This is a genomic window from Streptomyces luomodiensis (assembly GCF_031679605.1).
Lineage (GTDB): Bacteria > Actinomycetota > Actinomycetes > Streptomycetales > Streptomycetaceae > Streptomyces > Streptomyces luomodiensis.
Genome location: NZ_CP117522.1, coordinates 4,038,383 through 4,062,618 on the forward strand (window position 1 = coordinate 4,038,383; position 24,236 = coordinate 4,062,618).

Sequence of the window (24,236 nt, forward strand, 5' to 3'; positions counted from 1 at the left end):
CCCACCCGCCTCGTCGGCGACCGCACGGGGGCGGCGGTCCCGGGCCGAGGGCGGGCGGGATACGGCGCGCCCGGAGCCGGGGTGCCCCAGGGGCTAGGTGTCGGCGTATTTCGTTTCGGCTGAGGGGTCGAGGGCCAGTCGGTAGCCGCGTTTGACCACGGTCTGGATGAGCTTGGGCGAGCCGAGTGCCGTGCGGAGCCGGGCCATCGCCGTTTCCACCGCGTGTTCGTCGCGTCCCGCGCCCGGCAGCGCGCGCAGGAGGTCGGAGCGGGCCACGACCCAGCCGGGGCGGCGGGCCAGCGCGCGCAGGAGTGCCATGCCGGCGGGTGGCACGGTGCGCAGCTCTCCGTCGACGACGACCGCGTGGCCGCGGATCTCCAGCCGTCGTCCGGCCACCGGCAACGGCCTGACCCGGCCGGGGAGTTCGGCGGTGAGCAGCTGGACGAGCGGGCCGAGGCGGAACCGTTCGGGCTGGGCGGTGGGCACGTCGTGGGCCTCCAGCGGGAGGGCGGTGACCGGGCCGACGCAGGCGGGCAGCACGTCGTGGCGGAGCGCGTCCAGGAGTTCGGCGCGCATTCCGCGCCGTTCGGCCCGGTCCAGCAGGCTCGCGGCGGCGGGCGCGCTGGTGAAGGTGACGGCGTCCAGGGCGCGGGCGACCGTGGCGTCCAGGAGGCGGTCGACGGGCCCGATGTCCTCCGGTGGCATCCAGCGGTAGACCGGCACCCCGACCACCTCCGCTCCCCCGGCGCGCAGCGACTCGACGAAGCCGGGCAGCGGTTCGCCGTGCAGCTGGACGGCGATGCGGCGGCCCTCGACGCCCTCCTCCAGCAGCCGGTCGAGCACTTCGGCCATCGATTCGGAGGCCGGGAACCACTCCTCGGTGAGCCCGGCGGCCCGGACCGCCCCGCGCACCTTGGGCCCGCGGGCCAGCAGTCGTACCCCGCGCAGCCGGTCGAGCAGCGCGTCGCCCAGGCCCCAGCCGTCGGCGGCCTCGATCCAGCCGCGGAAGCCGATGGCGGTGGTGGCGACCACGACCTCCGGCGCGTCGTCGATCAACTGCTTGGTGGCCGCGAGGAGTTCGGAGTCGTCGGCCAGCGGCACGATCCGCAGCGCGGGAGCGTGCATCACCTCCGCGCCGCGGCGCCGCAGCAGGGCGCCGAGCTCATCGGCGCGCCGTGCCGCGGTGACGCCCACGGTGAACCCGGCGAGAGGGCCGACGGACGCCTCGTCACCCGCGGCTCCGGTCTGTTCTCGGTGCATGGCTCTGGTCCCGATCTCCCGATTCCCTCGCGTATGGGCGCCTCCGTTCCCCGCATCCTGTCGCCGTCCCGTGACGGTGGCGGTTCGCGGAGGTTTCCCAGGTGTAACGGGGGGTACGGCCGGGGGCTTCCCCGGCCGACCGTACGCCCCCGGCCGCTCAGACGTCCGCGTAGGCGGGTTGCCGCTCCGAGTGCGGATCATGCGTGTCGGGCCCGGCGGCGGACGCCGGGGCCGGGCGGGCGCCGCGGAGGTATACGGCCCAGGTGATCGCGGAGCACACGGCGTAGAAGCCGAGGAAGGAGACGAAGGCGGGGGTGCCGGAGTGGGCGTTCAGGAACGACTCCCGGAAGGCGAGGTTGATGCCGAGCCCGCCGAGTGCGCCGACCGCCCCGATCAGCCCCATCGAGGCGCCCGACAGCCGCCGCCCGTACGACGCGGCCTCCTCGCCCGTCAGGCCGCGGGCGACGGCCTTCGCCTGGAAGATGCCGGGGATCATCTTGAACGTGGAGCCGTTGCCGAGCCCGCTGAGGACGAAGAGGGCGATGAAGCCGACGAGGAAGACGGACAGCGACTTCTGGGCGGAGGCGTAGACGACCACGAGGGTCGCGGCGGCCATGGCGGCGAAGTTCCACAGGGTGATCTTCGCGCCTCCGTGGGTGTCGGCGAGCCGGCCGCCGACGGGGCGGATGAGCGAGCCGAGCAGCGGGCCGATGAAGGTGAGCGAGGCGGCCTGGAGCGGGGTGCGGTCGAACTGGTTCTGGAGCACCAGTCCGAAGGCGAAGCTGTAGCCGATGAAGGAGCCGAAGGTGCCGATGTAGAGCACCGACATGATCCAGGTGTGGGCGTCCCGCGCCGCCTCCTTGGCCGCCCCGCCGTCGTTCCGCACCGGCGCCAGGTTGTCCATGAACAGCGCGGAGAGCGCCGCCGCGACCACGATCAGCGGGATGTAGACGGCGAGCACGAGCCGCGGCTGGGCCGCCCCGGCGGTGCCGATGACCAGCAGCCCGATCAGCTGGATCACGGGCACGCCGACGTTGCCGCCGCCCGCGTTGAGCCCGAGTGCCCAGCCCTTCTTGCGCAGCGGGTAGAAGGAGTTGATGTTGGTCATGGAGGAGGCGAAGTTGCCGCCGCCGACGCCGGTGAGCGCCGCGGCCACCATGAAGGTGGTGTAGGAGGTGCCGGGCTCCATCACCACGGCGGCGACGATGGCGGGTACCAGCAGCATCCCCGCGCTGATGATCGTCCAGTTGCGCCCGCCGAACTTGGCGACGGCGAAGGTGTACGGCACCCGCAGGATGCCGCCCACCAGGGTGGGCATCGCGACCAGGAAGAACTTCCCGGCCGGATCGACGCCGTACTCCGGTCCCATGAACAGGACCATCACCGACCACAGACTCCAGATGGAGAACCCGATGTGTTCGGAGAGGATGGAGAAGGCCAGGTTCCGGGTGGCGATCCGCTCCCCCTTCTCCCTCCAGAAGGTCTCGTCCTCCGGGTCCCACTGCTCGATCCAGCGGCCCCCCTTGCGTGCGGCGGTGGTGGTCGGGGCAGTCATCACGCCTCCACAGTTCTCGGTGTCGCTGCCCGACGGTAGGGACCGGGCGTTACCGGGCTGTGGCGGCAGGTGACACGGACGAAACCTTGGTCTCACCCGGCGGAGCCGGGGGCGGTGAGGGGTGAACCCCATGCGGTGGGGGGAGGCTGATGCGCCCACTGTGTTGCGCGGTTCCCGGTACCGTACGCGGTGCACCACCCGTCCGCCCCGCCGGAGGATCGCATGAGCACCCAGCCGGATCAGCCACACGTGCCCGTCATCCCTCAGCCGCCGATGACGCGGGACGCCTTGCGGGAAGCGGTCAAACGGCTCGACCTGGCGCGCATCGCCGAGTTCGACCGCGAGCTGGGCGAGGCGTTCGACCGCGCCGTCCAGACCACATCGACCACGCCGATGCGGCTGTTCCTGGAGAAGTGGGCGACGGTCGTCGCGATCGAACGCCACCCCGGCAGATTCCACGCCCTGCGCGAGGCGGAACGCGTCACCGGCGACCCGCATGCCACGGATCAGGAGTTCCGGGCGGCGCAGCAGACCATCGCCCGCATCCTCCACGAGGCTTCCGCGGAAGCCGGGGCCGATCGGTGAACACACGTGGCGAAGGTGTCGAGGACGCCCTCGGCTGGGCCTGGGAGTACAACCCCGACGCCGAGTGGGTCGTCGGCGGCATGAAGGACGCGGATCGGTCCGCGGTCGAGGTGATCGGCAGCGCTCTGGCCGATCTCGCGGCCCAGGGGCTCGGCCCTGAGGGTCTCCTTGATGACGATCCCGAACCCCATCGCCTGCGCACGTACAGCGTCGAGACGATGCTCGTCTGGTACCAGGTGATCCCGCACCGCAAGCGCGTCTACGTCAACCGCGTCAATCTCTGAGCACCATGTCCGCCTCCGGACGCGGCAGCCAGCAGCCCGGTGGGCGGGTGAGCCAGTCGGCGGCGGCGAGCGTACGGGCCGCCGTGTGGAGGGCCTCCAGGCCGGGGTGGGTGAGTCCCTTGCGCCACAGGATGGAGACCGGTGAGAGCGGGACCGGCTCGGCGAGGGGGCGCAGCACCGTGCCGGGGAGGTGCGTGAACACCTCGCTGGCCAGCACCGACCAGCGGCGTTTGGTGACCACCCGGATGAACTCCGCGTCCCCCTCGATCTCCGGGAACGGCTCCGCCATCGCGATCCCCCGCCCCGCGAAGAGCTGGGCGGCCAGGTCCGTCCACTCGGTGGTGGCCTCGTTGCCCGCCGCCGCGTACAGGGTCTCGCCCGCGAGCGCGGACAGCGGGATGCGCGCGCACCGGGCCAGCGCGTGGTCCTCGCGCAGGACCACGGCGATGCGCTCGTAGCGGATCAGCCGGTGTTCCAGCCGGGCGAGCACGGCGGGGTCGAGGCCGTGGGCCCGGCCGAAGGAGACGTCGAGGCGGCCGGCGAGGAGTTCGACGGCGGCCCCGGCCAGTCCGCTGTGGAAGCGGGCCACCAGTTCGGTCTCCGGGCCCAGGCGGCGCCGCGCCTCCGCCAGCACCTGGCTTCCGGTGCTCACCGGGGCGCCGACGTCCACCAGCAGCGGGCGGCGCTCGGTTCCGCTGAAGGCCGCCGCCAGGTCGTCCTGGGCCGCCAGGACCCGCCGGGCGTACGGGAGCAGCCGCTCGCCCGCGGCCGTGAGGGCGACCTGGCGGGTGGTGCGGACGAAGAGCTCCGCGCCCAGTTCCCGCTCCAGGCGGCGGATGTCGCGGCTGAGGGCCTGCTGGGCGACGTAGAGGCGGGCGGCGGCACGGGTGAAGTGCAGTTCGTCGGCGACGGCGGTGAAGGCGCGCAGCAGGCGCGGTTCGAGGTCCCGGTTCACGTGGTCCATGGTCCACGGCGCCGACGCATTGACAACACGAGTGCGTGAATGGGTCCGGATCAGGTGTTGGACCGGTCCTGGGCGGGCCCGGGACCGTGGTGTGGTGATCCTCTTCCTCGCCTCCCGGCCCGTCGTCCCCCGCCGCTCCGGCCCCCGCTCCGGGGCCGCGCCCGGCCCGCCGCGCCGCCGGTCACGCCGCCGGTCGCCGTTCGCCCCGTACCGCCGGCTCTTCGCGGCGCCCGGTGCGCTCGCCTTCACGCTCGCGGCCTTCGTCGGCCGGTTGCCGGGCTCGATGCTCGGCGTCTCCACGGTGCTCATGGTCGCCACGGTGCGCGACTCGTACGCGCTCGCGGGCGCCGTCTCGGCGGCCGGGGTCGCGGTGACGGCGGTCGCGGGCCCGCTGCTGGGGCGGCTGGTCGACCGGTACGGGCAGGCCAGGGTGGCGGTCCCCGCCGCCGTCGTCTTCGTGGCCGGGTCGGCCGCCATGGTGCTGTGCGTGCGCCTGGGCGCCCCGGCCTGGACGCTGTTCTGCTGCGCGGCGGGCTCGTCCGGCGTGCCCAGCCTGGGTTCGATGACCCGCGCCCGGTGGGCCGCGCTGTACCGCGACGACCCGGCCGCCCGGCACACCGCCAACTCCTTCGAGCAGGTCGTCGACGAGGTCTGCTTCATGGCCGGGCCCGCGCTGGCCATGGTGCTGTGCACAACGGTCCGCCCCGAGGCCGGGCTGAGCACGGCGGCGGTGCTGCTGCTCGCCGGCACCCTGCTGTTCGCCGCCCAGCGCCGCACCGAACCGCCGCCGGAACCGCGTCCCGCCCGGGGCCGCGTCCTGCTCACCCCCGGTCTGCGGGTCATCCTGGTGACCTTCCTCGCGACCGGCGCCGTCTTCGGCTCGATGGAGGTGGCGACGGTCGCCGCCGTCGGCTCGTACGGGGGCTCCGCGGCGAGCAGCGCCGTCCTCGCCCTCCAGGCGGCCGGCTCCTGCGTGGCCGGGCTGGTCTTCGGCGCGCTGCCGCCGCGCGGTACGGCCGCGGGGCGCCTGGTGACGGGCGTGGCGGCGATGGCCGTGGCCGTCCTCCCCCTGCTGACCGCGCACAGCCTGGCCACCCTGGCCCCGCTGCTCTTCGTGGCGGGCATGGCCACGGCCCCCACGATGATCACCGGTATGACCCTGGTCCACCGGCTGATCCCGGCCGCCCGCCTCAACGAGGGGATGACCACCGTCTACACCGGTCTGCTCATCGGCATCTCCACGGGCGCCGCGGCGGGCGGCTGGACCGTGGACCACCTGGGCCCCGCCTCCGGCTACCTCGCTCCGGCGATCGCGGCCGCCCTCGCCTTCGCGGTGGCCTGGACGGGACGGGGCCGGCTGGGGGCCCAGCCGCCGTCGGCCTGAAGCGTCATCGCGGTACGGAGGCGTCGGCCTCCGCCAGGAAGGGCCGGAGCAGCTTGAGGAGGGGGCCCGGTTGTTCCTCGGGGAGGAAGTGGCCGCTGTCCTCGATCACGACGCCATGGGTGTGCGGGGCGGCCTGGCGGAGGCTGTCGAGGGGGGCCGGGCCACCGGCCCGGCCGCAGCCGACGGCCAGGGCGGGCATCGGCAGCGGGGTGCGGGCCAGGTCGGCGATGGCGGCGGTGTCGGCGGGCACGTTCCGGTAGTACGCGAAGCCGCCTGCCAGCCGCCCCGGCCGGGCGTAGCTGCACAGGTAGGTGTCGACGTCGGCGGGGCCGATGGCCCCGCTCTCCATGGCGTGCCCGTAGAAGTGCTCCAGGAGGATCCGCTCCCGGCCCTCCGCCAACTCCTCCGCGAGACCGGGCGCCGAGAAGAAGCCGAAGTGCCACAGCCCGGCGCGGGCGATCAGTTCGCTCAGCCCGAAGCCGTGCAGCGGCACGGCGAGCAGGGTGAAGCTGCGGACCTGGGCCGGGTGGGCGGCGGCCCATCCGTAGCCGATGGGACCGCCCAGGTCGTGCCCGACCACATGGACCCGGCCCAGGCCCAGCTCGGCGCGCCAGGCGTCGAGGAGATCGGCCGCGATCCGGACACCGGAGCCGCGCGGGGAGGGGTCCGACTCGCCCAGGCCCGGCAGGTCCACCGCGAACACCTCGTGGTGGCGGGCGAGTTCGGGGATCACCTTGCGCCAGGCGTACCAGGTCTGCGGCCAGCCGTGGAGCAGTACGACAGGGGTGCCCGACCCGGCCCGCACCCAGTGCAGCCGTACGCCGTCGATCGTCGTCCGGTGGTGCTCATACGTTTCGTCCATGCCCGTAGTGGAGTACCGGGGCGGTGGCATTTTCCTGCTCGATATATGAGAGATAAACGGGTTATTCGCGATCACGTATAGGCTGGACTCATGGAGCTGCGCCACCTCCGCTATGCGCTCACCCTCTCCGAGCACGCCCACTTCGGCCGCGCCGCCGCCGCGCTGGGCATCCGGCAGCCCCCGCTGTCCCAGCAGATCAAGGCGCTGGAGACCGAGCTGGGCGTGCGGCTCTTCGACCGCACCGGGCACGGGGTGCGGCCCACCGCCGCGGGCGAGGCGTTCCTGGCGCGGGCCCGGCAGGTGCTGGACCATCTCGATCTCGCCGTACGGGACGCGGCCGACGCCGGCCGGGGCGAGACCGGTTCGCTCGCCATCGGCTTCCTCGGCACCGCGCTGGCCGCCGTGCTGCCCGAGGTGCTCACCGCGTTCCGGGCCCGCCGCCCGCAGGTCCGGCTGGAGCTGCGGGAACTCCCCAGCGCCCGGCAGATCGAGGCGCTGCTGGACGGCAGCCTGGACGCCGGCGTCATCTGCGGCCCGCCGCCCGCGTCCGCCCGCCGGCGGCTGAGCAGCCTTCCGCTGGGCCGGGAGAGCCTGGTGGCGGCGGTGCCGTCGGGGCATCCGCTGACCGGGGCCACGTCCGTGCCCGTACGGGCACTGGACAGCGAGCCGCTGATCCTCTCCTCCCGGCAGGCCGAGCCGGCCGCCGCCGATGTGGCGCTCGCCGTGTGCCGGGCCGCCGGGGTCGAGCCGAGGATCGCCCATGAGGCGCACAATCTGCACACCCTGCTGGGGCTGGTCGCCTGCGGGCTGGGGATCGGGATCGGACCGGCGGGGATGCGCCGCTTCCGGCATGTGGGGGTGACCCTGCTGCCGCTGGAGCCGGCCGCCGCCGGGCTGGAGTTCCACCTGGCCCACCGGTTCGGCCCGGTGCCGAGCGTTCTGGGCGCCTTCCTCCGCACGGTGCGCCAGGTCCACAAGGGCTGAGCCGGGAGCCCGGCTCCGGCCCCGCGACCGGTCGCCCGTGCCCGTTCCCGCCCGTTTTGTCAACGCCATTGACATATCTCGACCACCCCTCGTATACCTCTCCCCATCGAAGCGCTTCGACGAACGTTGCACGTGCGCCATTCCTTCCAACCCTCCCGGAGGCAGCGGATGTTGACGGCACGGAAACGAACGAAACGAACGGTGGCCGTCATCGCGGCCGCACTCGCGAGTGCCCTGGTCATGACGGGTTGCGGGAGCGGCGGGGACGAGGCCGGGGACGGCAGGACGCTCAAGCTGTGGCATTACGAGGCGCCCAACAGCGCCATGGGCGTCGCCTGGAAGCAGGCGATCGAGGAGTTCAAGAAGAGCCATCCGGGCGTCACGGTGAAGGTCGAGGAGAAGGGCTTCGAACAGATCCAGAAGACCGCCTCGATGGTCCTCAACTCCGGTGACGCACCCGATCTGATGGAGTACAACAAGGGCAACGCCACCGCCGGACTGCTCTCCAAACAGGGCCTGCTCACCGACCTCACCCCCGAGGTCACCAAGCGCGGCTGGGACAAGCCGCTCAGCGAAGGGGTGCGCACCACCAGCCGCTACGACGCCCAGGGTGTGATGGGCTCCGGCAACTGGTACGGGATCCCCAACTACGCCGAGTACACGATGGTCTTCTACAACAAGGCCCTCTTCGACAAGCACAAGGTGAAGGTCCCGACCACCTTCGACGAGTTCACCGCCGCCCTGAAGGCGTTCCGGGCCAAGGGCGTCACCCCGCTCGCCAGCGCGGGCGCCGAGTACCCCGCCCACCAGTACGTCTACCAGCTCGCGCTGTCCAAGGCCGACCGCTCCTGGGTGGACGCCTACGAGCGGTACAAGAGCGACCCCGACTTCCACGACGCCGCCTGGACCTACGGCGCCACCACCTTCGCCGACTGGGTGAAGAAGGGCTATATCGCCAAGAGTTCGAGCGGCGCCAAGGCCGAGGACGCGGGCGCGTCCTTCATCGCGGGCAAATACCCGATGTTCTTCTCCGGCAGCTGGTGGTTCGGCCGCTTCAAGTCCGAGATGAAGGACGAGTGGGGCACCTTCCGCTGGCCCGGCTCCCAGCTGACGCTCGGCTCCGGCGGCAACCTCTGGGTCGTCCCCAAAGGCGCCAAGAACAAGGAGCTCGCCTACGACTTCATCGACATCACGATGAAGAAGGGCATCCAGAACACCCTCGGCAACAACGGCGGAGTGCCCGTGGCCGCCGACGCGTCCGCGATCACCGACCCGAAGTCCAAGGCCCTGATCCAGGACTTCACCGCCTACTCCGAGGGCGACGGCCTGGCCTTCTACCCCGACTGGCCGGTCCCCGGCTTCTACGACACCCTCGTCTCCGAGACCCAGAAGCTGATCAGCGGCAGCGCGAAGCCCGACGCCTATCTGGACGCGCTGGAGAAGGCGTACGACGAGGGCGCGCCGAAGGGATGAGTTCCCACGGCCACGGCGTGCGACGGCGCCGCGAGTATCCGTACGCCCTGTTCCTGATCCCCGGCGCGCTGGCCTTCCTCGCCGTCATCGTCGTCCCGTTCCTGATGAACACGGGGATCAGCCTCACCCACTGGCAGGGGGTGGGCAGCCCGCAGTGGGCCGGACTGGACAACTACCGCGACCTGCTGGACGACTCCGCCTTCTGGGAGTCCTTCCGGCACAGCCTGGCGATGGTGGTGGCGATGGCGGTCATCCCCACCGCCCTCGGCCTGGTGCTGGCCGCCGCGCTCTTCGACTACATCGCCCAGCACATCGGCACCCGTACCGCGAGCGTGCTGCGCGCCTGCTTCTACCTGCCGCAGGTGCTGCCGATCGCGGTGGCCGGGATCGTCTGGAGCTGGATCCTCGCCCCGGAGAACGGCGCGCTCAACGAGGCGCTGGACGCGGTCGGCCTCGGCTCGCTGCGCCACGACTGGCTGGGCGATCCGGACTTCGCGCTCTACAGCGTGATGGCCGTGATGGTGTGGGTGCAGCTCGGCTTTCCGCTGGTGATCTTCATGGCGGGGCTCCAGCGCGCGGACCCGTCCCTGCACGAGGCGGCCGAGCTGGACGGGGCCTCGTGGTGGCGGCGGTTCTGGCATGTGACGCTGCCGCAGATCCGCCCGGAGATCACCGTGGTGCTGCTGTGGTGCACCATCGCGGCGCTCAAGGTCTTCGGCGCGGTGTACGTGCTCACCAAGGGCGGGCCCGGCGGGGCGACCAATGTCCCCTCGTACTTCTCCTTCCAGTCCTTCTTCGAGAAGACGCAGGTCGGCTACGGCTCCGCGGTCTCCACCGCGCTCACCGTGATCATCCTGGCGCTGGCCCTGGTGGCCCTGCGCCTCCAGACCCGGGCGGAGGACCAGCAGTGAACGCCCTCAAACGACACCACGCCCCGGCCCGCTACCCGGTGCTGGCCGCGCTGATCGTGGCAGCCGTGCTGATGGTGCTGCCGTTTCTCGTGGTGGTCCTCAACGCGGTCAAATCGCCCGCCGAGTACTCCGCGAACGGCCCGCTGAGCCTGCCCGAAGGGATGCATCTGGACGGGCTGCGGGACTTCTGGGAGCGGGTCGACTTCGGCCGGAAGCTGGTCAACTCCGTGCTGATCTCGGGCTCGGTCGCGGTGCTCGCCGCGGTGCTGTCCGTGCTCAACGCGTATGCGATCGGCATCGGGCGGATCAAGGGCCGCCCCTGGGTGCTGGCCTTCTTCGTCCTGGCCAACATGCTGCCGCAGGAGGCCCTGGTCTATCCCGTCTACTACCTGTCCAAGCAGGCGGGGCTGTACGACACCCGGCTCAGCGTGATCATCGTCTTCACCGTGATCCAGTCCGCCTTCGGCACCTATCTGCTCTCCTCCGTGCTCGGCGCCTTCCCCAAAGAGGTCATCGAGGCGGCCCGGATCGACGGCGCCAACAAGTGGCAGGTGCTGTGGCGGGTCGTGGTGCCGGTCAGCCGGCCCACCATCGGGGTGCTGCTGGTCTTCTTCTTCATCTGGACCTGGAACGAGTTCCTGCTGCCCCTGGTGATGCTGATCTCCAACGACAACCAGACCGTCTCGGTGGCGCTCGGTGTCCTCCAGGGCCAGCGGCTGATGGACGCCACCATGACCAACGCGGCCGCCCTGCTGGGGGTGCTCCCCGCGTTCTGCTTCTTCCTGATCTTCCAGCGGACCCTGACCCGTGGCATCGCCATGGGCGCGGTCAAATGACGAGGAGGGCCGCATGAAGTTCAGCGACGGCTACTGGATGCTGCGCGAGGGCGTGCGCGCCGCGTACCCCTCCGGGGTGCTCGATGTGGAGACCGGCCCCGGCACCCTCACCGTGCACGCCCCCACCCATCCCGTCCGCCACCGCGGGGATCTGCTCAAGGGCCCCGCCCTCACCCTGACCTGCACCGCCCCCATGCCCGAGGTGATCGCCATCCGGATCACCCACTTCGCGGGCGGGGTGGAGCGCGGCCCGTCGTTCGAGATCGCCCGCCAGGAGTACACCGCCGAGGTGAGCTGCGACGCCGAGGAGGCCCGGCTCACCTCGGGCGATCTGTCGGTGCGGTTCGCCCGCACCGGGCCCTGGCGGATGGACCTGGAGGCCGCCGGGCGCCCGCTCACCAGCAGCGGCGTCAAGGACATGGGCATCATGGAGACCGCCGACGGCCACCACTACCTGCGCGAACGGCTCACCCTGCGGGTCGGCACCTCCACTTACGGACTCGGCGAGCGCTTCGGCCCGCTGGTGAAGAACGGCCAGGCCGTCGACATCTGGAACGCCGACGGCGGCACCGCCACCGAGCAGGCGTACAAGAACGTCCCGTTCCTCCTCACCGACGCGGGCTACGGCGTCTTCGTCGACCACCCCGGCCGGGTCTCCTTCGAGGTCGGCTCGGAGGCGGTCTCCCGGCTCCAGTTCAGCGCCGAGGACCAGGAGCTCACGTACTACGTCATCCACGGGCCCAGCCCCAAGGAGATCCTGCGCCGCTACACCGCGCTCACCGGCCGCCCCGCGCTGCCGCCCGCGTGGTCCTTCGGACTGTGGCTGTCCACCTCCTTCACCACCTCCTACGACGAGGAGACGGTCACCGGCTTCGTCGACGGCATGGCGCAGCGCCACCTGCCGCTGTCCGTCTTCCACTTCGACTGCTTCTGGATGCGCGAGTACCAGTGGTGCGACTTCACCTGGGACCCGCGCGTCTTCCCCGACCCGGAGGGCATGCTGCGCCGGCTGCGCGAACGGGGCCTGAAGATCTGCGTCTGGATCAACCCGTACATCGGCCAGCGCTCCCCGCTCTTCGCCGAGGGCAAGGCGGCCGGCCATCTGCTGAAACGCCCGGACGGCTCGGTGTGGCAGTGGGACCTGTGGCAGCCGGGCATGGCGCTGGTGGACTTCACCAGCCCCGCCGCCCGCGCCTGGTACGCGGCCAAGCTGACCGCGCTGCTGGACATGGGCGTGGACTGCTTCAAGACCGACTTCGGCGAGCGGGTGCCCACCGATGTGGTGTACGCGGACGGCTCCGACCCCGAGCGGATGCACAACTACTACGCCCACCTCTACAACCGCACCGTCCACGAGGCGCTGAGCGAACGGCGCGGCGAGCGCGAGGCGGTGGTCTTCGCGCGCTCGGCCACGGCGGGGAGCCAGCGGTTCCCGGTGCACTGGGGCGGCGACTGCGAGTCCACCTACGAGGCGATGGCCGAATCGCTGCGCGGCGGGCTGTCGCTGGGTCTGTCCGGCTTCGGCTTCTGGAGCCATGACATCGGCGGTTTCGAGGGCACCCCGGACCCGGCCCTGTTCAAACGGTGGCTCGCCTTCGGGCTGCTGTCCTCGCACAGCCGGCTGCACGGCTCGTCCTCCTACCGGGTGCCCTGGCTCTTCGACGAGGAGTCGGTCGAGGTGCTGCGCCGGTTCACCCGGCTGAAGCTGCGGCTGATGCCGTACCTGTACGAGGCGGCCCGGCAGGCGCACACCGAGGGCATCCCGGTGATGCGCGCCATGGTCCTGGAGTTCCCCGGCGACCCGGGGTGCGCGGGCCTGGAGCGGCAGTACATGCTCGGCGGGGACCTGCTCGTCGCGCCGGTCTTCGACGACGAGGGCGACGTGCGGTACTACGTGCCCGAAGGGGTCTGGACGCAGGTGCTCAGCGGGCGGACGGTGCGCGGCCCGGCTTGGGTGCACGAGACCCACGACTTCCTCAGCGTCCCGCTGCTGGCCCGGCCCGGCGCGGTGATCCCGTTCGGGGCGGCCGACGACCGCCCCGACACCGACTGGGCGGACGGGATCACCCTGCGGGTGTACGAACCCTCGGCGGAACCGGTCACGGTGCGGGTGCCGCACCCGGACGGCACGACGGCCGCCACCTTCACCGTCGTCCGGGACGGAACGACACTGCGCGCCGAGGCCACCGGCACCTCGGCACCCTGGCGGGTGGAGGTGGCCGGCGGCCCATCGGCGGACGCGGCGGCGGGGACGGCCACGTTGACGCTGCCGCTGACGCTCAGCGACGACGGGGGCTGACCCGGCGCTGACGCCGCCGCTCAGCAGCGACGTGGGCTGACCCCGGCGCTGACGCCGCCGCTCAGCAGCTCCGGGGCTCTTGGCCCAGCACTGATCCTGCGGCTCAGCCGCCCCGGAGCCCGACCCGACACAAACCCCGCCACCCAGCAGCGACGTGGGCTGGCCCCGCGCTGACCCCGCCACCCAGCCACCCCGGGACCGGACCCAGCACCGACCCCGCCACCCAGCCACCCCGGAGCCCGACCCGACACAAACCCCGCCACCCAGCAGCGACGTGGGCTGGCCCCGCGCTGACCCCGCCACCCAGCCACCCCGGGACCGGACCCAGCACCGACCCCGCCACCCAGCCACCCCGGGACCGGACCCAGCACCGACCCCGCCACCCAGCCACCCCCGGACCGGACCCAGCGCCGACCCAGCCGCCCCGGAGCCCGACCCGACACGAACCCCGCCACCCAGCAGCCGCGGGGGCCGGCCCGGCACGGCCCCCGCCGCTCAGCAGCGGCGGGGCTTGGCCCAGGCGCATTCGCGTCCGGCGTCGGCCGCGCCGGCGGTGGCGTCCCGTACCGTACGTGGCGCCACCGCCTCCGCATGGCCCTCGCCGGACTTCGCGAGCGTCACCACGATCGCGTCCTCCAGGCTCTTCACCGACTCCGCGAGGTAGTTGTTGAGGACCACGCTGTAGACCAGCTCCCTGCCGTCCGCGTCGGTGACATAGCCGGACAGCGCGGAGGCGCCGGTCAGGGAGCCGGTCTTGCCGCGGGCGTTGCCCGCCGCCGGGGTGTCGCACATCCGCGAGCGCAGGGTGCCGCCCACGAACCGGTCCGGGGCGCAGGCCACCGGCAGCGAGGCGTACCAGTCGGCGTACCAGGGTTCGTCACGCACCGACAGCAGCAGCTCGCTGAGGCGCCCGGCCGCGATGTTGTCCATCCGGGACAGCCCCGAGCCGTCGACCTGGCGCACCGCGCCGGCGTCCACCCCTTGCTTCTTCAGCCAGTCGGCGATCGCGTCCAGGCCCGCGTCCCAGGTGCCGCGCCCGGCCGCCTCATAGCCGATGGCCTTGGTGAGGGCTTCGGCGTGGATGTTGTTCGACAGCTTCATGAAGGGGATCAGCAGCTCCTTGAGCGGCATGGAGCGGTGTGCGGCGAGCGCGCGGGCGTCCGCCGGGGTGGCCCTGCCCAGGCGGGTGGGCCCGGCCACGCGTACGCCGTGCCGGTGGAGCGCGTCGGCGAAGACCGAGGCGGCATAGCCGGTCGGCTCCCAGACGCTGACCCATTCCTTGACGGTCGCCGCCCCGGCGGGAAGGGCGCCGCTGACGGTGATGGTGTTGGTGCCGTGCCGCCGTTCGACCGTGAGGCCGCCGCTTCCGGTGGTGGCGCGGTTGTCGATCCGTACGTAGGCGTTCGGCGGGGTGACGGTGGTCTTCGGCCGGTCGCCGGGGGCCGCGCCCGGGGTGACCTCCACGATGACGCTGCCCGCGTCGTAGTCGGTGTCGGGGGCGAGGGTCAGGGCGGAGATCTGCGCCGCGTAGTACGAGGACTCGTCGTCGGCCGCCCAGGAGCGGCCCACCCGCTGTGCGTCGAACCGGGTGTCGTCGGCGATCAGCCGCCCGGTGACCTCGGTGATGCCCGCGTCGGCGACGCTCTTGGCCAGGCGGTCGTAGTCCGCGGCGAGCATCGTGGGGTCGCCGGTGCCCCGCAGATACAGATCACCCCGGAGCGTATGGCCGCGGCGGGAGCCGTCGGTCAGGACATCGGTGCGGAAGCGGTGGCCGGGGCCGAGCAGCCCCATGGCGGCGGCCGAGGTGAACAGCTTGGTGTTGGAGGCGGGCATCAGCCGGTCGTCCGGCCGGTGCCGGTAGAGCACCGCGCCGGAGTCGGCGTCGGCGACCACCACCCCGGCCGCACCGCCCTTCAGCAGGGGGTCGGCGAGCACGGTGTCGAGGGCGTCGCCGAGCCCGGCGCGGGCGGCGTCGGCACCGGCCGGTGAGCTCCAGGTGAGCGTGCAGGCGAGTCCGATGACGAGGGGCCAGATCCAGCCGCTCGTACGACGGTTCATGGGTCTGCTCATGTCACGGGAGCATCCCGCACCCGGTCATTTCGCGACAGGGCGCGCGGCGCGGCAACCAAAGCTCCGGATCAGCGCGTCTCCTGTGGCGGGCGGGGGATTCGAACACGACGAGAGGTGACGCATCGATGGGCACTCCCGCGGCCGAGGCGCTGTGCATCACGATCGGGCTATTCCTCTACGCCTGCGCCGTGCGCGATGCCCGCCTGGTGCGACGGCTGCGTCGCGAGGGGGTCCGTACGGAGGGGCTGGTCGTCGCCAACGTCGTGGACCGCCGGAGCGGGAACTCGCCCCAGACGCCGGTCGTCCGGTTCCACGACCACCAGGGCTACGAGGTGGAGTTCACGACCGCGATCCAGGGCGTCGGGATGGGGCTGGCGACCGGCCGGAGAGTGGGCGTGGTGTACCTCCCGGACAACTCGCGGAAGGCCCGGGTGTGGATGCGGCGCCAGCTGGTGGGCCCGGCGGTGGGCATGACCCTGATCGGCACGCTCTTCCTCGGCTTCGGCCTGCTGATCGCTTTCAGCTGACGGCCGGCCATCGGCGCGGCACGGCGCGGCGGTCAGCCGTCAGGCGGACGTGGTCGTGAGCGCGAGGCTTTCGGGGAGGGCGGCTATCGCCTCGCGGAGGCGGGCGGCCAGGTCGTGGCGGGGTGGGGGCTCATCCCGCGTACGGCTCGCGCCCTCCGTCCCGTCGGCCTTTTCGGCTTGGGCCACCCAGCCCGCCACCGCACCGCGGAACGCGGCGATCAGCATGTCCACCGCCAGCCGCGGCCGGAGGTCGCCCGGCGCCCCGAGGCCGAACCGGCGGTGCAGGATCTCCAGCGCCTGCTGCGTGGTGGCCTCGCAGAACTGCAAACCGTGCGCGCCCATCGAGGGCGTCCGCTCGGCCAGCCGCCGGCTGAGCAGCAGCCGCCGGGTCCACCCCTCGTCGTCCATCCGCTCCAGCGCGGCCAGCAGCGCGTCCCGCCCCAGCTCCACCACCGGCAGCCCGTCCGGCTCCGCGGTCTCCAACTCCCCCAGGAAGGCCCGCCACAGGTCCTGGTCGGGGGCCATCGCGACGTCTTCCTTGCTGGTGAAGGTGCGGAAGAAGGTGCGCTTGGAGACCTCCACCTCCTCGCACAGCTCATCCAGCGTCACCCCGCCGAAGCCGCGCTGGGTGAACAGTTCCAGCGCGGTGTCGATCAGCGCCTGGCGGGTGCGCCGCTTCTTGCGTTCGCGCAGTGATTCGCGCAGTGCGGAGGGGGCAGCGGCAGTCACGGCGACGAGTGTAACCGCCATGGACGATGCCACCTGGCGATGCCACTTGCACGCATGTGCCACTCAGTGGCATAACTGAGTCCGTCATCCCGCGTCGAAAGGCGAACCACCATGCGCGCCCTGCTCGTTGACCACTCCGCCCCCTCCGGCCTGCGCCTCGGCGAAACCGCCGACCCCCAACCCGCCCCGCATCAGGCCCTGGTCCGGGTGACCGCCACCTCCCTCAACTACGGCGAGGTGGCCCACCGGACCGAGGCCCCCGACGGCACGGTGCTGGGCTGGGACGCCGCCGGGGTAATCGAGCGCGCGGCCGCCGACGGCTCCGGCCCAGCCGCCGGAACCCCGGTCGTCACCCTGGGCGCGGACGGCGGCTGGGCGGAGCTGCGCGCGGTGGACACCACCATGCTCGGCGTCCAGCCCGCCGCCGCCGACCCCGGCGCGATCAGCACCATCCCGGTCGCGGGCGGCAGCGCCCTGCGCGCCCTGCGCCGCATCGGCGACACCCTCGGCCGGCGCATCCTCGTCACCGGCGCCACCGGCGGGGTCGGCCGCTACGCCGTCCAGCTCGCCCGGCTCGGCGGCGCCCACGTCATCGCCACCACCGGCGACCCGGACGCCCACGGCGACGACCTGCGGGCGCTGGGCGCGCACGAGGTGATCGCGGGACCGGAGGAGCTCGGCGAGCCGGTGCACGGAGTAGTGGACATGGTCGGCGGACCGCAGCTGGTAGCGGCGTACGACCATCTCGCGGCCCACGGCACCCTGGTCTCCGTCGGCCATGTGGCGGGCCGGCCCGAGGTCTTCCCGTTCGGCGCCCTCTACGGCAACGAAGGCCGCCACAACCGCTCGATCGTCACCTTCTACCTGCTGGACCGCCCCGACATCGGCCCGGATCTCGGCTGGCTCGCGCAACGCGTCGCGGCGGGCGACCTCGACCCCCAGATCGCCTGGCGCGGCGGCTGGAACCGCGCCGAGGAGGCCGTCGCCGCCCTGCTGGAGCGCCGCCTGCACGGCAAGGCGGTCCTGGACATCGCCTGACCCACCGGCCGGCCGACAGCCCTACACCCGGGTGGGACGCACCATCACCGTCAGGACCGGCGCCTCCGGCGAAGACTGCGCGGTGCCCACCACCACGTACCCCCACGAGACGTACAGGGCCTGCACCCTCCCGTCCTGGTTCAAAGGGTTCACCATCAACGAGACCTGCGTCTCGGGGCGCCCGGCCAGGAGCACGTCATGGAGCTTGCGGGCCGTCCCCTGCCTGCGTCACCGCTGGCGGACCATCATCTCTTTCACCGCGACCGTGGAAGCCCCCGCCATGGTGGGCTTGGGCTCTGGCCGGATGCGGCGCCACCAGCGGTCATCCCCTCCGGTGAGCCGGTTGGCGTAGATGTAGCCGATGGGCTCACCGGAGTCGTACGCCACCACGGCCTCCCAACCCGGTTCGACAGCGTGCCGGTGCAGCCGCTCCCCGAATGTCTCCGGGGCGTAGTGCGGCAGGTGGAGCTTGTGCGCCCAGCACTCCTTGTAGATCCCCACCAGGTCATCCCATACGGACTCCACATCACCGATCCGGACGAAGCTCACGTTGCCTTCCGCCGCTGCCCCGGCCATGAGGAGACCGTCAGCTGGGCAGGGCCCCGGTGCGGGCCGCGAATTCCCGCACGCCCGGCACGCGGGCGGGCAGGTACAGCAGGTCCGCCGTCAGGGCACGCAGTGCTGGCCGCCGCACTTCCTGTGGCGCCTCCTGCTCCACCTTGCGGAGCGCCGCGAAGGTCTGCGGATGGTCGCCGAGGGCATGCCACATGCGGGCCGTATCCGTCCAGGCGCGGGCACGGCGCTCCGCCGTCGGCATGCGGTCGATGTTCAGCCGTGCGGCGACCTTCACGCCCTCGTCAGGCGTGCCGAGTGCGTTGAGCACGCCGATCCGGTACACGTCCACCTGTGTCTGGCCGGCGTCCACGGTGAACAGTCCCGGTACCGCCTGGCGCCGCTCCGTCTCCTCCTGGGCCTCGTCCAGCAGGCCCAGCGCCGTGGCGCGGTCCCTGCTGGTGGCCGCTGTGTACGCGGCTGTCAGCAGCAGCGTCGTACGCACCGCCCCGGTCGAGGACCGGTCCACATCCAAATCGGCCGCCTCCTGGGTGAGCAGCCGCACCGCGGCCGGGCACCGTCCCGAGCGCCGCATGGTGATCGCGAGCACCCGAGAGGACTCACCGATCGGAACCGGGTGGCCGCTGTCCCGGGCCGCGGTCAGCGCACGGTCGGCAGCCACCCAGGCCGCGTCGTTGTGCTGTTTGAGCGCCAACTCGGCAGCCAGCACATATGCCCGCGCGAGCACCATGCTCACCTGCTCGCGCGCCCGCCCGCTCGACGCGTCCCGCGTCGCCGAGGCCGCGGCGAGCAGGCCCGGGAGCGCGCGACCGAGAGAGGTGTAGCGAGCGGCGCAGAAGTCCGATCGTGCGGCCGCTGCCTGCTGGACGAGGCGGGCCGGCGGAACCGGGGCAGCAGAGGGGAGCCGGAAGAGAGCGTCCTCGAGGCCGGCCGCCGGGTCGAAGGGGCCGGACGCGGCACCGGCTGGTGCGGTGCCTACAACGGCCGTTGCCCCGGCCGCCAACGCACCGGTGAGCAGTTCCCTACGACGCACCGCATCCTCCTCGCCCGATGGACACTCCACGGTATCGACCATGGGTCCGCCCGGCACAGGAGTCGCGATCAGCCGGTCGAGTGGGAGGTGCAAGAACGCCGCGAACCGCACCAGCACGGCGTGGTCGAGCCGCATGCGACCGGACTCGATCCGGGAGACGGCCGACGCGGAGTAGCCACACGCTTGGCCGACTTGCGCCTGGGTGAGGCGGGCGGCGCAGCGGGCGCCACGAAGGATCGACCCGATGTCAACTCTCGCCGAACCAACGTCCATAGGTACCTCCTACGGAACAACGGGAGACACGACATCAGGGATACCGCGGGCGGGTGAGGAGGGCGTACGGAAGCACGCCATGTGCGGGTTCGGCACACGACGTGCGGAATGCCACCTCACGCTCCCGCACGAGGCGGTGGGCCGCGATGGTGATGACACGCCCGGCGGCAGACCGGGCATTCCCAACGGCATGCGGCGAGCCCCATTCCCCGGGGTCTCCACGGTGCCTGGCCCACCCACCGGAAAGCCGACGAGATGACCACGATGATGATCAGCAAGCCCTCACCGCTCCCCCCCCCGGAACCGGGCATCCGGCCTACACTCAGTCGCTCCCCTGCACCGAGGAGTCCGTGCGCATCGCGCGGCTGTCCGTCGCCGCCACCCTGCGCGCCTGGGGGCTGGACGCCTTGGTGGACGACGCCCGCTTGATCGCCTCGGAACTGGCCACCAACGCGATCGTGCACACCGTCCGCTCGATCCCCGACCCCGAGCAGCGCGGCTGCTTCCGCGTCAAGGTCGAACGCCCCGGCGATCACCTCCTGCGCATTTCCACGTTCGACCGGTCCCGCGCCGTCCCGCGCGTCGTCCATGCGAGCGAAACCGCTGAGTCCGGGCGCGGCATGGCCGTGGTGGAGGCCGTCGCCTCCCGGTGGGGCATCGATCCCAAGCCGTGGGGCAAAGGCGTATGGGCGGAGTGCACCATCCCGGAGCGGCCCACCCCGGTCCGCCCTTGGGGCCTGCGCCGACTCGGTCCGTACCCCGCGGCGGCAGAGATGCCGTTCACCACCGTCACCATCGATCCGGACTCCCAGACCGGCGTGTTCCGCGACCGTGACGGCTTGGTGGTCGAGATGGGCAAGCACGGCACCAGCTCCGCCACCTCGACATCGACCGTGACAAACCTGGACTCGCGCAACGACGCGGGCTCCGACCAGGACTCCCAGCAGGACTGACAGCCCCGATGGCCGACACGAAACCGGTCCTGGTGGTCACGGAACCGCTCGACATCACCGCCGACATGGTGATCACCCATCTCAACGAGCGCGATGTTCCCGTGGTCCGCTTCAATCCTGCGGATCTCCCAACCGGGGCGCTGACGGTCTCGGCGCGATTCGGTGGCCGCCCGGCCTCCACCTCAGTGGCCGGGCAGCTCCGTACCCCGTCGAGGACCGCCGACCTGGAACATGTACGGGCGGTGTACTGGCGCCGCCCCGCCTGGCCCGCCTTCGATCACCTGGACGCGGACGACGCACGCTACGCCGCAGCGCAGGTCCGCCACGGAATCGCCGGCGTCCTCCACGCCCTCGACGGCCCGCTATGGGTCAACCACCCTGTCCGCAACGCGGCGGCCGACCACAAACCCACCCAACTCGCCACAGCCGCACGCCTCGGCTTCACCGTGCCCGCGACGCTGGTGACCAACGACCCTGGCGAGGCGCGCAGGTTCATCGCCGCGCACGGTCAGGTGATCACTTGCGATGGACCCCGTACGAGCGAGACGGCATCAGCCTGACCAGCTGGGCCGAGCCCGTGACCGCCGACGAGGTGGACGACGCCGTGGCCGTGGCTCCGCACCTGTTCCAAGCCCGTGTGGACAAGATCGCCGACCTGCGGGTGCTGATCGTCGGCCGACGGCCGTTCGCCGTCCGCATCGACTCCGGCCTGCTGGACTGGCGCAAGGACTACTCCGCCCTCTCGTACCGCGTGGTAGACCTGCCGGATCGGCTGGAGAAGGCGCTCCTCGCCTGTCTCGACCACTTCGGCCTCCCCTCCGGGAGCTTCGACCTCGCCCTCGACCGCGACCACGAACCCCACTGGCTGGAGCTGAACCCGAACGGCCAATGGGGGTGGCTGGAGGAGAAAACCGGCCTGCCGATGGCCGCCGCCTTCGCCGACCTGCTCGCTCAAGGAGACAACCCCGATGATGCCCGACACCGCGACTGAACGGCGCGCCCTCGCCGACCGGCTCCAGGAGGCCGGAGTCCTCACCCATCCGACGTGGCGCGCAGCGGTCGAGGCCGTACCCCGTGAACTGTTCCTCCAGCCCGGCGTGTTCCTGCCCACCGACGGCGAACACTGGCGGCCCGTCACCGCGCTCGGCACCGACCCGAAGGAATGGTCCAAGATCGCCTATCGCGACGAGTCCCTGGTGACGCAATTGGACGGGCACCTCACCGCCGACCAGGCCGCCGAACCTGTCCCTGGCGTGCCTACGTCATCCTCCACCACGCCTGTGACGGTCATCGACATGATCGAAGCCCTGGACATCGAGGACGGTCACACCGTGCTGGAGATCGGCACCGGTACCGGCTACTCCACCGCCCTGATGTGCCACCGGCTCGGCGAGGACAACGTCACCACGATCGAAGTGGACCCGGGCGTGTCGGCCCGTGCGGATGCCGCCTTGGAGGCCGCCGGATACTCCACATGGACCGTGACCGGTGACGGGCTCCTCGGCCACCCCCGCCGCGCCCCCTACGACCATGTCATCGCCACGTGCGCGGTACGCCGTATCCCCCACACCTGGGTACGCCAGACCAAGCCGGGCGGCACCATTCTCACCACGCTAGCCCCCGGCTCATGGGCGTACGGCACCGGCCTCGCCAAGGTCGCCGTGAACGACGACGGTACGGCCGAGGGGCGGATCATCGGGGAGTCGTCGTTCATGCAGGCGCGCTCGCAGGCCGCCGTACCGCTCGCCGGGGACCTGTCGGCGCGGATCGCCTACGCCGACAGCGAGCGCGAGGCGAAGGTGGCGCCGACGCTGCTGGAGGAGTGGATGCCCGCCTTCCTCGCCCAGCTCGCCACGCCCGGCGCCCAGCTCGTGCGCGCCGCCAGGGGCGATGGCACTCGGCAACTCTACGTGTTCGACACCGGCCGCGAATCGTTCGCCGAGTTCACTGAGAACGGCTCGGGCTGGGCAGTCCGGCAGGGCGGTCCGCTGGCGCTGTGGGACGACATCGAGCACGCGCTCACCGCCTGGCAGGCCGCCGGACGCCCCGACATCAGCACCGTGCGGCTCCGCGTCACCCCCAGCTCTCACACCTACTGGATCGACGACCGGCCCGCACTGCGCTGGGAACACCGGCTCGTCTGCGGGAGGCGCCGATAGGCTCGCCCGCCATGAGCGAGATTCCCGGTGACGGTGCGGCCCGCGATGCCTCGGTAGTGGTGGCCCGTGACGAGAACGGCCTGGTCGCGCTGTTGAGCGCCCCGTTCCCCCGGCACGGCGGCGAGTATCTGTTCCTCCCCGGCGGGCGGGAGGAGAGGGGCGAGACCCCGGACGAATGCGCTCGCCGGGAGCTGAAGGAGGAAGCGGGCATCACAGCCGCGCGATGGCGTCCGCTGGGCACATACGCCATCACCCTGGGAACGGCCGCCAGGGTCCACCTCTACGAAGCACGCGATCTGTCCGTCGGTCCACAGCGGCTCACCCCCACCGAACAGGACTTCAAGCTGTCCTGGTGGCCTATGGCCGACGCGATCGTGGCCGCCGTCGAGGGCCGCTTCCTGCTCCCCGCCGGGCCGCTCGCCCTGCTCCTGGCCGATCGGAGCGGCTGAAGCGGGTCACCGCGAACACGACGAAGGCCCCGCCGGGTGGCGGGGCCTTCGTCGTACATGGGATGAGTGGAGATGGCGGGAATCGAACCCGCGTCCACCGGTGTGGGAACAGGGCTTCTCCGAGCGCAGTTCGCTGTGCTTTTCTCGGCCCCGGAGATCACGCGAACAAGTCTCCGACGGGCTCAGTCACTGTTTGATTTCCCACTACACCCCGTGACCGGGTCTAGTGGTTTAGTTCCCTAGCTGATGCCAGGATCCGGGTCGGGAACAGCCCCGGGCTGACACTTCGCAAGTCGCTACTTAGGCAGCGAGGGCGAAGGAATCGCGCTTGGTGTTGGCGATTATTGGTTTCGGCATATGGTTTACGAGATCATTGCCGCTTCCTCGGCTCGCTTCCCCTGCTTCGACAGCCGGTGTCGAAACCGATCATCCCCATGTTGTTTTTTCAAAGGTGCCGCGCCCTCGTGTGGGGCACAGAGCCATCATAGGTGAACAACGCGCGACGGGGCCACATCATTCCCGCCGCCCCGGTCGTGCCTTGCGGCCGGTCAGGCCCGCTGCCGCCGCCGGGCCGCCGAGATCGCCCGCTCGGCCTCCCGGCGGTCCTGCCGCTCCCGGAGCGTCTGCCGCTTGTCGTACTCCTTCTTGCCCTTGGCCAGGGCGACCTCGACCTTGGCCCGGCCGTCCTTGAAGTACAGGGACAGCGGCACCAGGGTGTGCCCGGTCTCCTGGGACTTGCCGATCAGCTTGTCGATCTCCGCCCGGTGCAGCAGCAGCTTCCGCCGGCGGCGCGCCGCGTGGTTGGTCCACGTCCCCTGGCTGTACTCGGGGATGTGCACGTTGTGCAGCCATGCCTCGCCGCCGTCGAGCTGGGCGAAGCCGTCCACGAGCGAGGCGCGGCCCTGGCGCAGCGACTTCACCTCGGTCCCGGTCAGCACCAGACCGCACTCGTACGTGTCCAGGATGTGATAGTCGTGCCGCGCCTTCTTGTTCTGCGCGATCAGCTTGCGACCCGTCTCTTTAGCCATAGCCAGG

The 24,236-nt window shown here is 71.8% G+C and carries 23 protein-coding genes, 1 other RNA gene and 1 pseudogene; 14 read left to right on the plus strand and 11 right to left on the minus strand.

Features of this window, described 5'->3' with window-relative positions:
* Positions 1–93: 93 nt before the first annotated feature.
* A complete protein-coding gene (locus tag PS467_RS16975) occupies positions 94–1,260 on the minus strand; it encodes a uroporphyrinogen-III synthase (RefSeq protein ID WP_311036002.1) in 1,167 nt (388 codons plus the stop codon).
* Between the two features lie 157 nt (positions 1,261–1,417).
* Positions 1,418–2,815 (minus strand): nitrate/nitrite transporter, encoded by a 1,398-nt coding sequence (locus PS467_RS16980; RefSeq protein WP_311036003.1) that lies wholly within the window; start codon positions 2,813–2,815, stop codon positions 1,418–1,420.
* Positions 2,816–3,037: 222 nt separating this feature from the next.
* On the opposite strand from PS467_RS16980, the gene PS467_RS16985 reads away from it, so the two are divergent.
* Positions 3,038–3,400, plus strand: coding sequence for a DUF6247 family protein (locus tag PS467_RS16985; RefSeq protein WP_311036004.1), 363 nt, complete (start codon positions 3,038–3,040; stop codon positions 3,398–3,400).
* Positions 3,397–3,684 (plus strand): hypothetical protein, encoded by a 288-nt coding sequence (locus PS467_RS16990; RefSeq protein ID WP_311036005.1) that lies wholly within the window; start codon positions 3,397–3,399, stop codon positions 3,682–3,684. Before PS467_RS16985 ends, PS467_RS16990 begins: the two co-directional genes overlap by 4 nt.
* On the opposite strand, the gene PS467_RS16995 is transcribed toward PS467_RS16990, so the two are convergent.
* Positions 3,674–4,639: a LysR family transcriptional regulator gene (locus PS467_RS16995; RefSeq protein WP_311036006.1), complete on the minus strand. Its 966-nt coding sequence runs from the start codon at positions 4,637–4,639 to the stop codon at positions 3,674–3,676. The two genes, PS467_RS16990 and PS467_RS16995, sit on opposite strands and share 11 nt — an antisense overlap.
* 103 nt (positions 4,640–4,742) lie before the next feature.
* Between PS467_RS16995 and PS467_RS17000 the strand changes: the two genes are divergently transcribed.
* Positions 4,743–6,032 (plus strand): MFS transporter, encoded by a 1,290-nt coding sequence (locus PS467_RS17000; RefSeq protein ID WP_311036007.1) that lies wholly within the window; start codon positions 4,743–4,745, stop codon positions 6,030–6,032.
* Positions 6,033–6,036: 4 nt separating this feature from the next.
* On the opposite strand, the gene PS467_RS17005 is transcribed toward PS467_RS17000, so the two are convergent.
* Positions 6,037–6,894 carry an alpha/beta fold hydrolase gene (locus tag PS467_RS17005; RefSeq protein WP_311036008.1) on the minus strand — a complete coding sequence of 286 codons (858 nt, stop codon included), beginning with the start codon at positions 6,892–6,894 and terminating at the stop codon, positions 6,037–6,039.
* Positions 6,895–6,984: 90 nt separating this feature from the next.
* On the opposite strand from PS467_RS17005, the gene PS467_RS17010 reads away from it, so the two are divergent.
* The 5 genes from PS467_RS17010 (at position 6,985) to yicI (ending at position 13,397) form a co-directional block, all read left to right on the plus strand.
* A complete protein-coding gene (locus PS467_RS17010; protein ID WP_311036009.1) occupies positions 6,985–7,878 on the plus strand; it encodes a LysR family transcriptional regulator in 894 nt (297 codons plus the stop codon).
* A 168-nt stretch (positions 7,879–8,046) separates the two neighbouring features.
* Entirely contained in the window at positions 8,047–9,351 is a 1,305-nt protein-coding gene (locus tag PS467_RS17015) for an ABC transporter substrate-binding protein (RefSeq protein ID WP_311036010.1), read from the plus strand.
* A complete protein-coding gene (locus PS467_RS17020) occupies positions 9,348–10,262 on the plus strand; it encodes a carbohydrate ABC transporter permease (protein ID WP_311036011.1) in 915 nt (304 codons plus the stop codon). Before PS467_RS17015 ends, PS467_RS17020 begins: the two co-directional genes overlap by 4 nt.
* A gap of 71 nt (positions 10,263–10,333) precedes the next feature.
* On the plus strand, positions 10,334–11,098 hold the full coding sequence (locus PS467_RS17025) for a carbohydrate ABC transporter permease (protein ID WP_311039884.1): 765 nt from the start codon (positions 10,334–10,336) through the stop codon (positions 11,096–11,098).
* A 13-nt stretch (positions 11,099–11,111) separates the two neighbouring features.
* Positions 11,112–13,397, plus strand: a complete 2,286-nt coding sequence (gene yicI / locus PS467_RS17030) for an alpha-xylosidase (protein WP_311036012.1) — start codon at positions 11,112–11,114, stop codon at positions 13,395–13,397.
* Positions 13,398–13,892: 495 nt separating this feature from the next.
* Here yicI and dacB read toward each other — a convergent pair whose 3' ends face one another.
* Positions 13,893–15,467 (minus strand): D-alanyl-D-alanine carboxypeptidase/D-alanyl-D-alanine endopeptidase, encoded by a 1,575-nt coding sequence (gene dacB, locus PS467_RS17035; RefSeq protein WP_311036013.1) that lies wholly within the window; start codon positions 15,465–15,467, stop codon positions 13,893–13,895.
* A 125-nt stretch (positions 15,468–15,592) separates the two neighbouring features.
* On the opposite strand from dacB, the gene PS467_RS17040 reads away from it, so the two are divergent.
* Entirely contained in the window at positions 15,593–15,994 is a 402-nt protein-coding gene (locus PS467_RS17040; protein ID WP_268972400.1) for a DUF3592 domain-containing protein, read from the plus strand.
* Between the two features lie 39 nt (positions 15,995–16,033).
* Here the strand turns inward: PS467_RS17040 and PS467_RS17045 are convergent, their stop codons facing one another.
* On the minus strand, positions 16,034–16,723 hold the full coding sequence (locus PS467_RS17045) for a TetR/AcrR family transcriptional regulator (RefSeq protein ID WP_311036014.1): 690 nt from the start codon (positions 16,721–16,723) through the stop codon (positions 16,034–16,036).
* A gap of 111 nt (positions 16,724–16,834) precedes the next feature.
* Between PS467_RS17045 and PS467_RS17050 the strand changes: the two genes are divergently transcribed.
* Positions 16,835–17,761, plus strand: coding sequence for a zinc-binding dehydrogenase (locus tag PS467_RS17050; RefSeq protein ID WP_311036015.1), 927 nt, complete (start codon positions 16,835–16,837; stop codon positions 17,759–17,761).
* A gap of 21 nt (positions 17,762–17,782) precedes the next feature.
* Here the strand turns inward: PS467_RS17050 and PS467_RS17055 are convergent, their stop codons facing one another.
* The 3 genes from PS467_RS17055 to PS467_RS17065 form a co-directional block, all read right to left on the minus strand.
* The gene (locus tag PS467_RS17055; RefSeq protein ID WP_311036016.1) at positions 17,783–17,917 is read right to left on the minus strand and encodes a hypothetical protein; all 135 of its coding nucleotides are present in this window, start codon (positions 17,915–17,917) and stop codon (positions 17,783–17,785) included.
* Between the two features lie 72 nt (positions 17,918–17,989).
* Positions 17,990–18,337, minus strand: a complete 348-nt coding sequence (locus PS467_RS17060; RefSeq protein WP_311036017.1) for a hypothetical protein — start codon at positions 18,335–18,337, stop codon at positions 17,990–17,992.
* Between the two features lie 10 nt (positions 18,338–18,347).
* Positions 18,348–19,640 carry a helix-turn-helix domain-containing protein gene (locus tag PS467_RS17065; RefSeq protein ID WP_311036018.1) on the minus strand — a complete coding sequence of 431 codons (1,293 nt, stop codon included), beginning with the start codon at positions 19,638–19,640 and terminating at the stop codon, positions 18,348–18,350.
* Between the two features lie 152 nt (positions 19,641–19,792).
* Between PS467_RS17065 and tgmA the strand changes: the two genes are divergently transcribed.
* The 4 genes and pseudogenes from tgmA to PS467_RS17085 all read left to right on the plus strand — a co-directional run bounded on the left by tgmA (position 19,793) and on the right by PS467_RS17085 (position 23,201).
* A complete protein-coding gene (tgmA, locus tag PS467_RS17070) occupies positions 19,793–20,593 on the plus strand; it encodes a putative ATP-grasp-modified RiPP (protein ID WP_349256486.1) in 801 nt (266 codons plus the stop codon).
* A gap of 8 nt (positions 20,594–20,601) precedes the next feature.
* Positions 20,602–21,584, plus strand: a pseudogene (tgmB, locus tag PS467_RS17075) (ATP-grasp ribosomal peptide maturase).
* Entirely contained in the window at positions 21,562–22,752 is a 1,191-nt protein-coding gene (gene tgmC, locus PS467_RS17080; protein WP_311036020.1) for an ATP-grasp peptide maturase system methyltransferase, read from the plus strand. Before tgmB ends, tgmC begins: the two are co-directional and overlap by 23 nt.
* A gap of 11 nt (positions 22,753–22,763) precedes the next feature.
* Positions 22,764–23,201, plus strand: coding sequence for an NUDIX hydrolase (locus PS467_RS17085; protein ID WP_311036021.1), 438 nt, complete (start codon positions 22,764–22,766; stop codon positions 23,199–23,201).
* A gap of 64 nt (positions 23,202–23,265) precedes the next feature.
* On the opposite strand, the gene ssrA is transcribed toward PS467_RS17085, so the two are convergent.
* Both ssrA and smpB read right to left on the minus strand, forming a co-directional pair.
* Positions 23,266–23,635, minus strand: a transfer-messenger RNA (tmRNA) gene (gene ssrA / locus PS467_RS17090).
* A gap of 114 nt (positions 23,636–23,749) precedes the next feature.
* Positions 23,750–24,229, minus strand: a complete 480-nt coding sequence (gene smpB, locus PS467_RS17095) for an SsrA-binding protein SmpB (RefSeq protein ID WP_268972410.1) — start codon at positions 24,227–24,229, stop codon at positions 23,750–23,752.
* Positions 24,230–24,236 lie beyond the last annotated feature (7 nt).

Coding starts and splice junctions, on each gene's coding strand:
- PS467_RS16975 (WP_311036002.1), bottom strand. CDS start 1,260: ATGCACCGAGAACAGACCGGAGCCGCGGGTGACGAGGCGTCCGTCGGC.
- PS467_RS16980 (WP_311036003.1), bottom strand. CDS start 2,815: ATGACTGCCCCGACCACCACCGCCGCACGCAAGGGGGGCCGCTGGATC.
- PS467_RS16985 (WP_311036004.1), top strand. CDS start 3,038: ATGAGCACCCAGCCGGATCAGCCACACGTGCCCGTCATCCCTCAGCCG.
- PS467_RS17005 (WP_311036008.1), bottom strand. CDS start 6,894: ATGGACGAAACGTATGAGCACCACCGGACGACGATCGACGGCGTACGG.
- PS467_RS17010 (WP_311036009.1), top strand. CDS start 6,985: ATGGAGCTGCGCCACCTCCGCTATGCGCTCACCCTCTCCGAGCACGCC.
- PS467_RS17015 (WP_311036010.1), top strand. CDS start 8,047: ATGTTGACGGCACGGAAACGAACGAAACGAACGGTGGCCGTCATCGCG.
- PS467_RS17020 (WP_311036011.1), top strand. CDS start 9,348: ATGAGTTCCCACGGCCACGGCGTGCGACGGCGCCGCGAGTATCCGTAC.
- PS467_RS17025 (WP_311039884.1), top strand. CDS start 10,334: ATGGTGCTGCCGTTTCTCGTGGTGGTCCTCAACGCGGTCAAATCGCCC.
- yicI (WP_311036012.1), top strand. CDS start 11,112: ATGAAGTTCAGCGACGGCTACTGGATGCTGCGCGAGGGCGTGCGCGCC.
- dacB (WP_311036013.1), bottom strand. CDS start 15,467: ATGAGCAGACCCATGAACCGTCGTACGAGCGGCTGGATCTGGCCCCTC.
- PS467_RS17040 (WP_268972400.1), top strand. CDS start 15,593: ATGGGCACTCCCGCGGCCGAGGCGCTGTGCATCACGATCGGGCTATTC.
- PS467_RS17050 (WP_311036015.1), top strand. CDS start 16,835: ATGCGCGCCCTGCTCGTTGACCACTCCGCCCCCTCCGGCCTGCGCCTC.
- PS467_RS17055 (WP_311036016.1), bottom strand. CDS start 17,917: ATGGTGAACCCTTTGAACCAGGACGGGAGGGTGCAGGCCCTGTACGTC.
- PS467_RS17060 (WP_311036017.1), bottom strand. CDS start 18,337: ATGGCCGGGGCAGCGGCGGAAGGCAACGTGAGCTTCGTCCGGATCGGT.
- PS467_RS17065 (WP_311036018.1), bottom strand. CDS start 19,640: ATGGACGTTGGTTCGGCGAGAGTTGACATCGGGTCGATCCTTCGTGGC.
- tgmA (WP_349256486.1), top strand. CDS start 19,793: ATGACACGCCCGGCGGCAGACCGGGCATTCCCAACGGCATGCGGCGAG.
- tgmC (WP_311036020.1), top strand. CDS start 21,562: ATGATGCCCGACACCGCGACTGAACGGCGCGCCCTCGCCGACCGGCTC.
- PS467_RS17085 (WP_311036021.1), top strand. CDS start 22,764: ATGAGCGAGATTCCCGGTGACGGTGCGGCCCGCGATGCCTCGGTAGTG.
- smpB (WP_268972410.1), bottom strand. CDS start 24,229: ATGGCTAAAGAGACGGGTCGCAAGCTGATCGCGCAGAACAAGAAGGCG.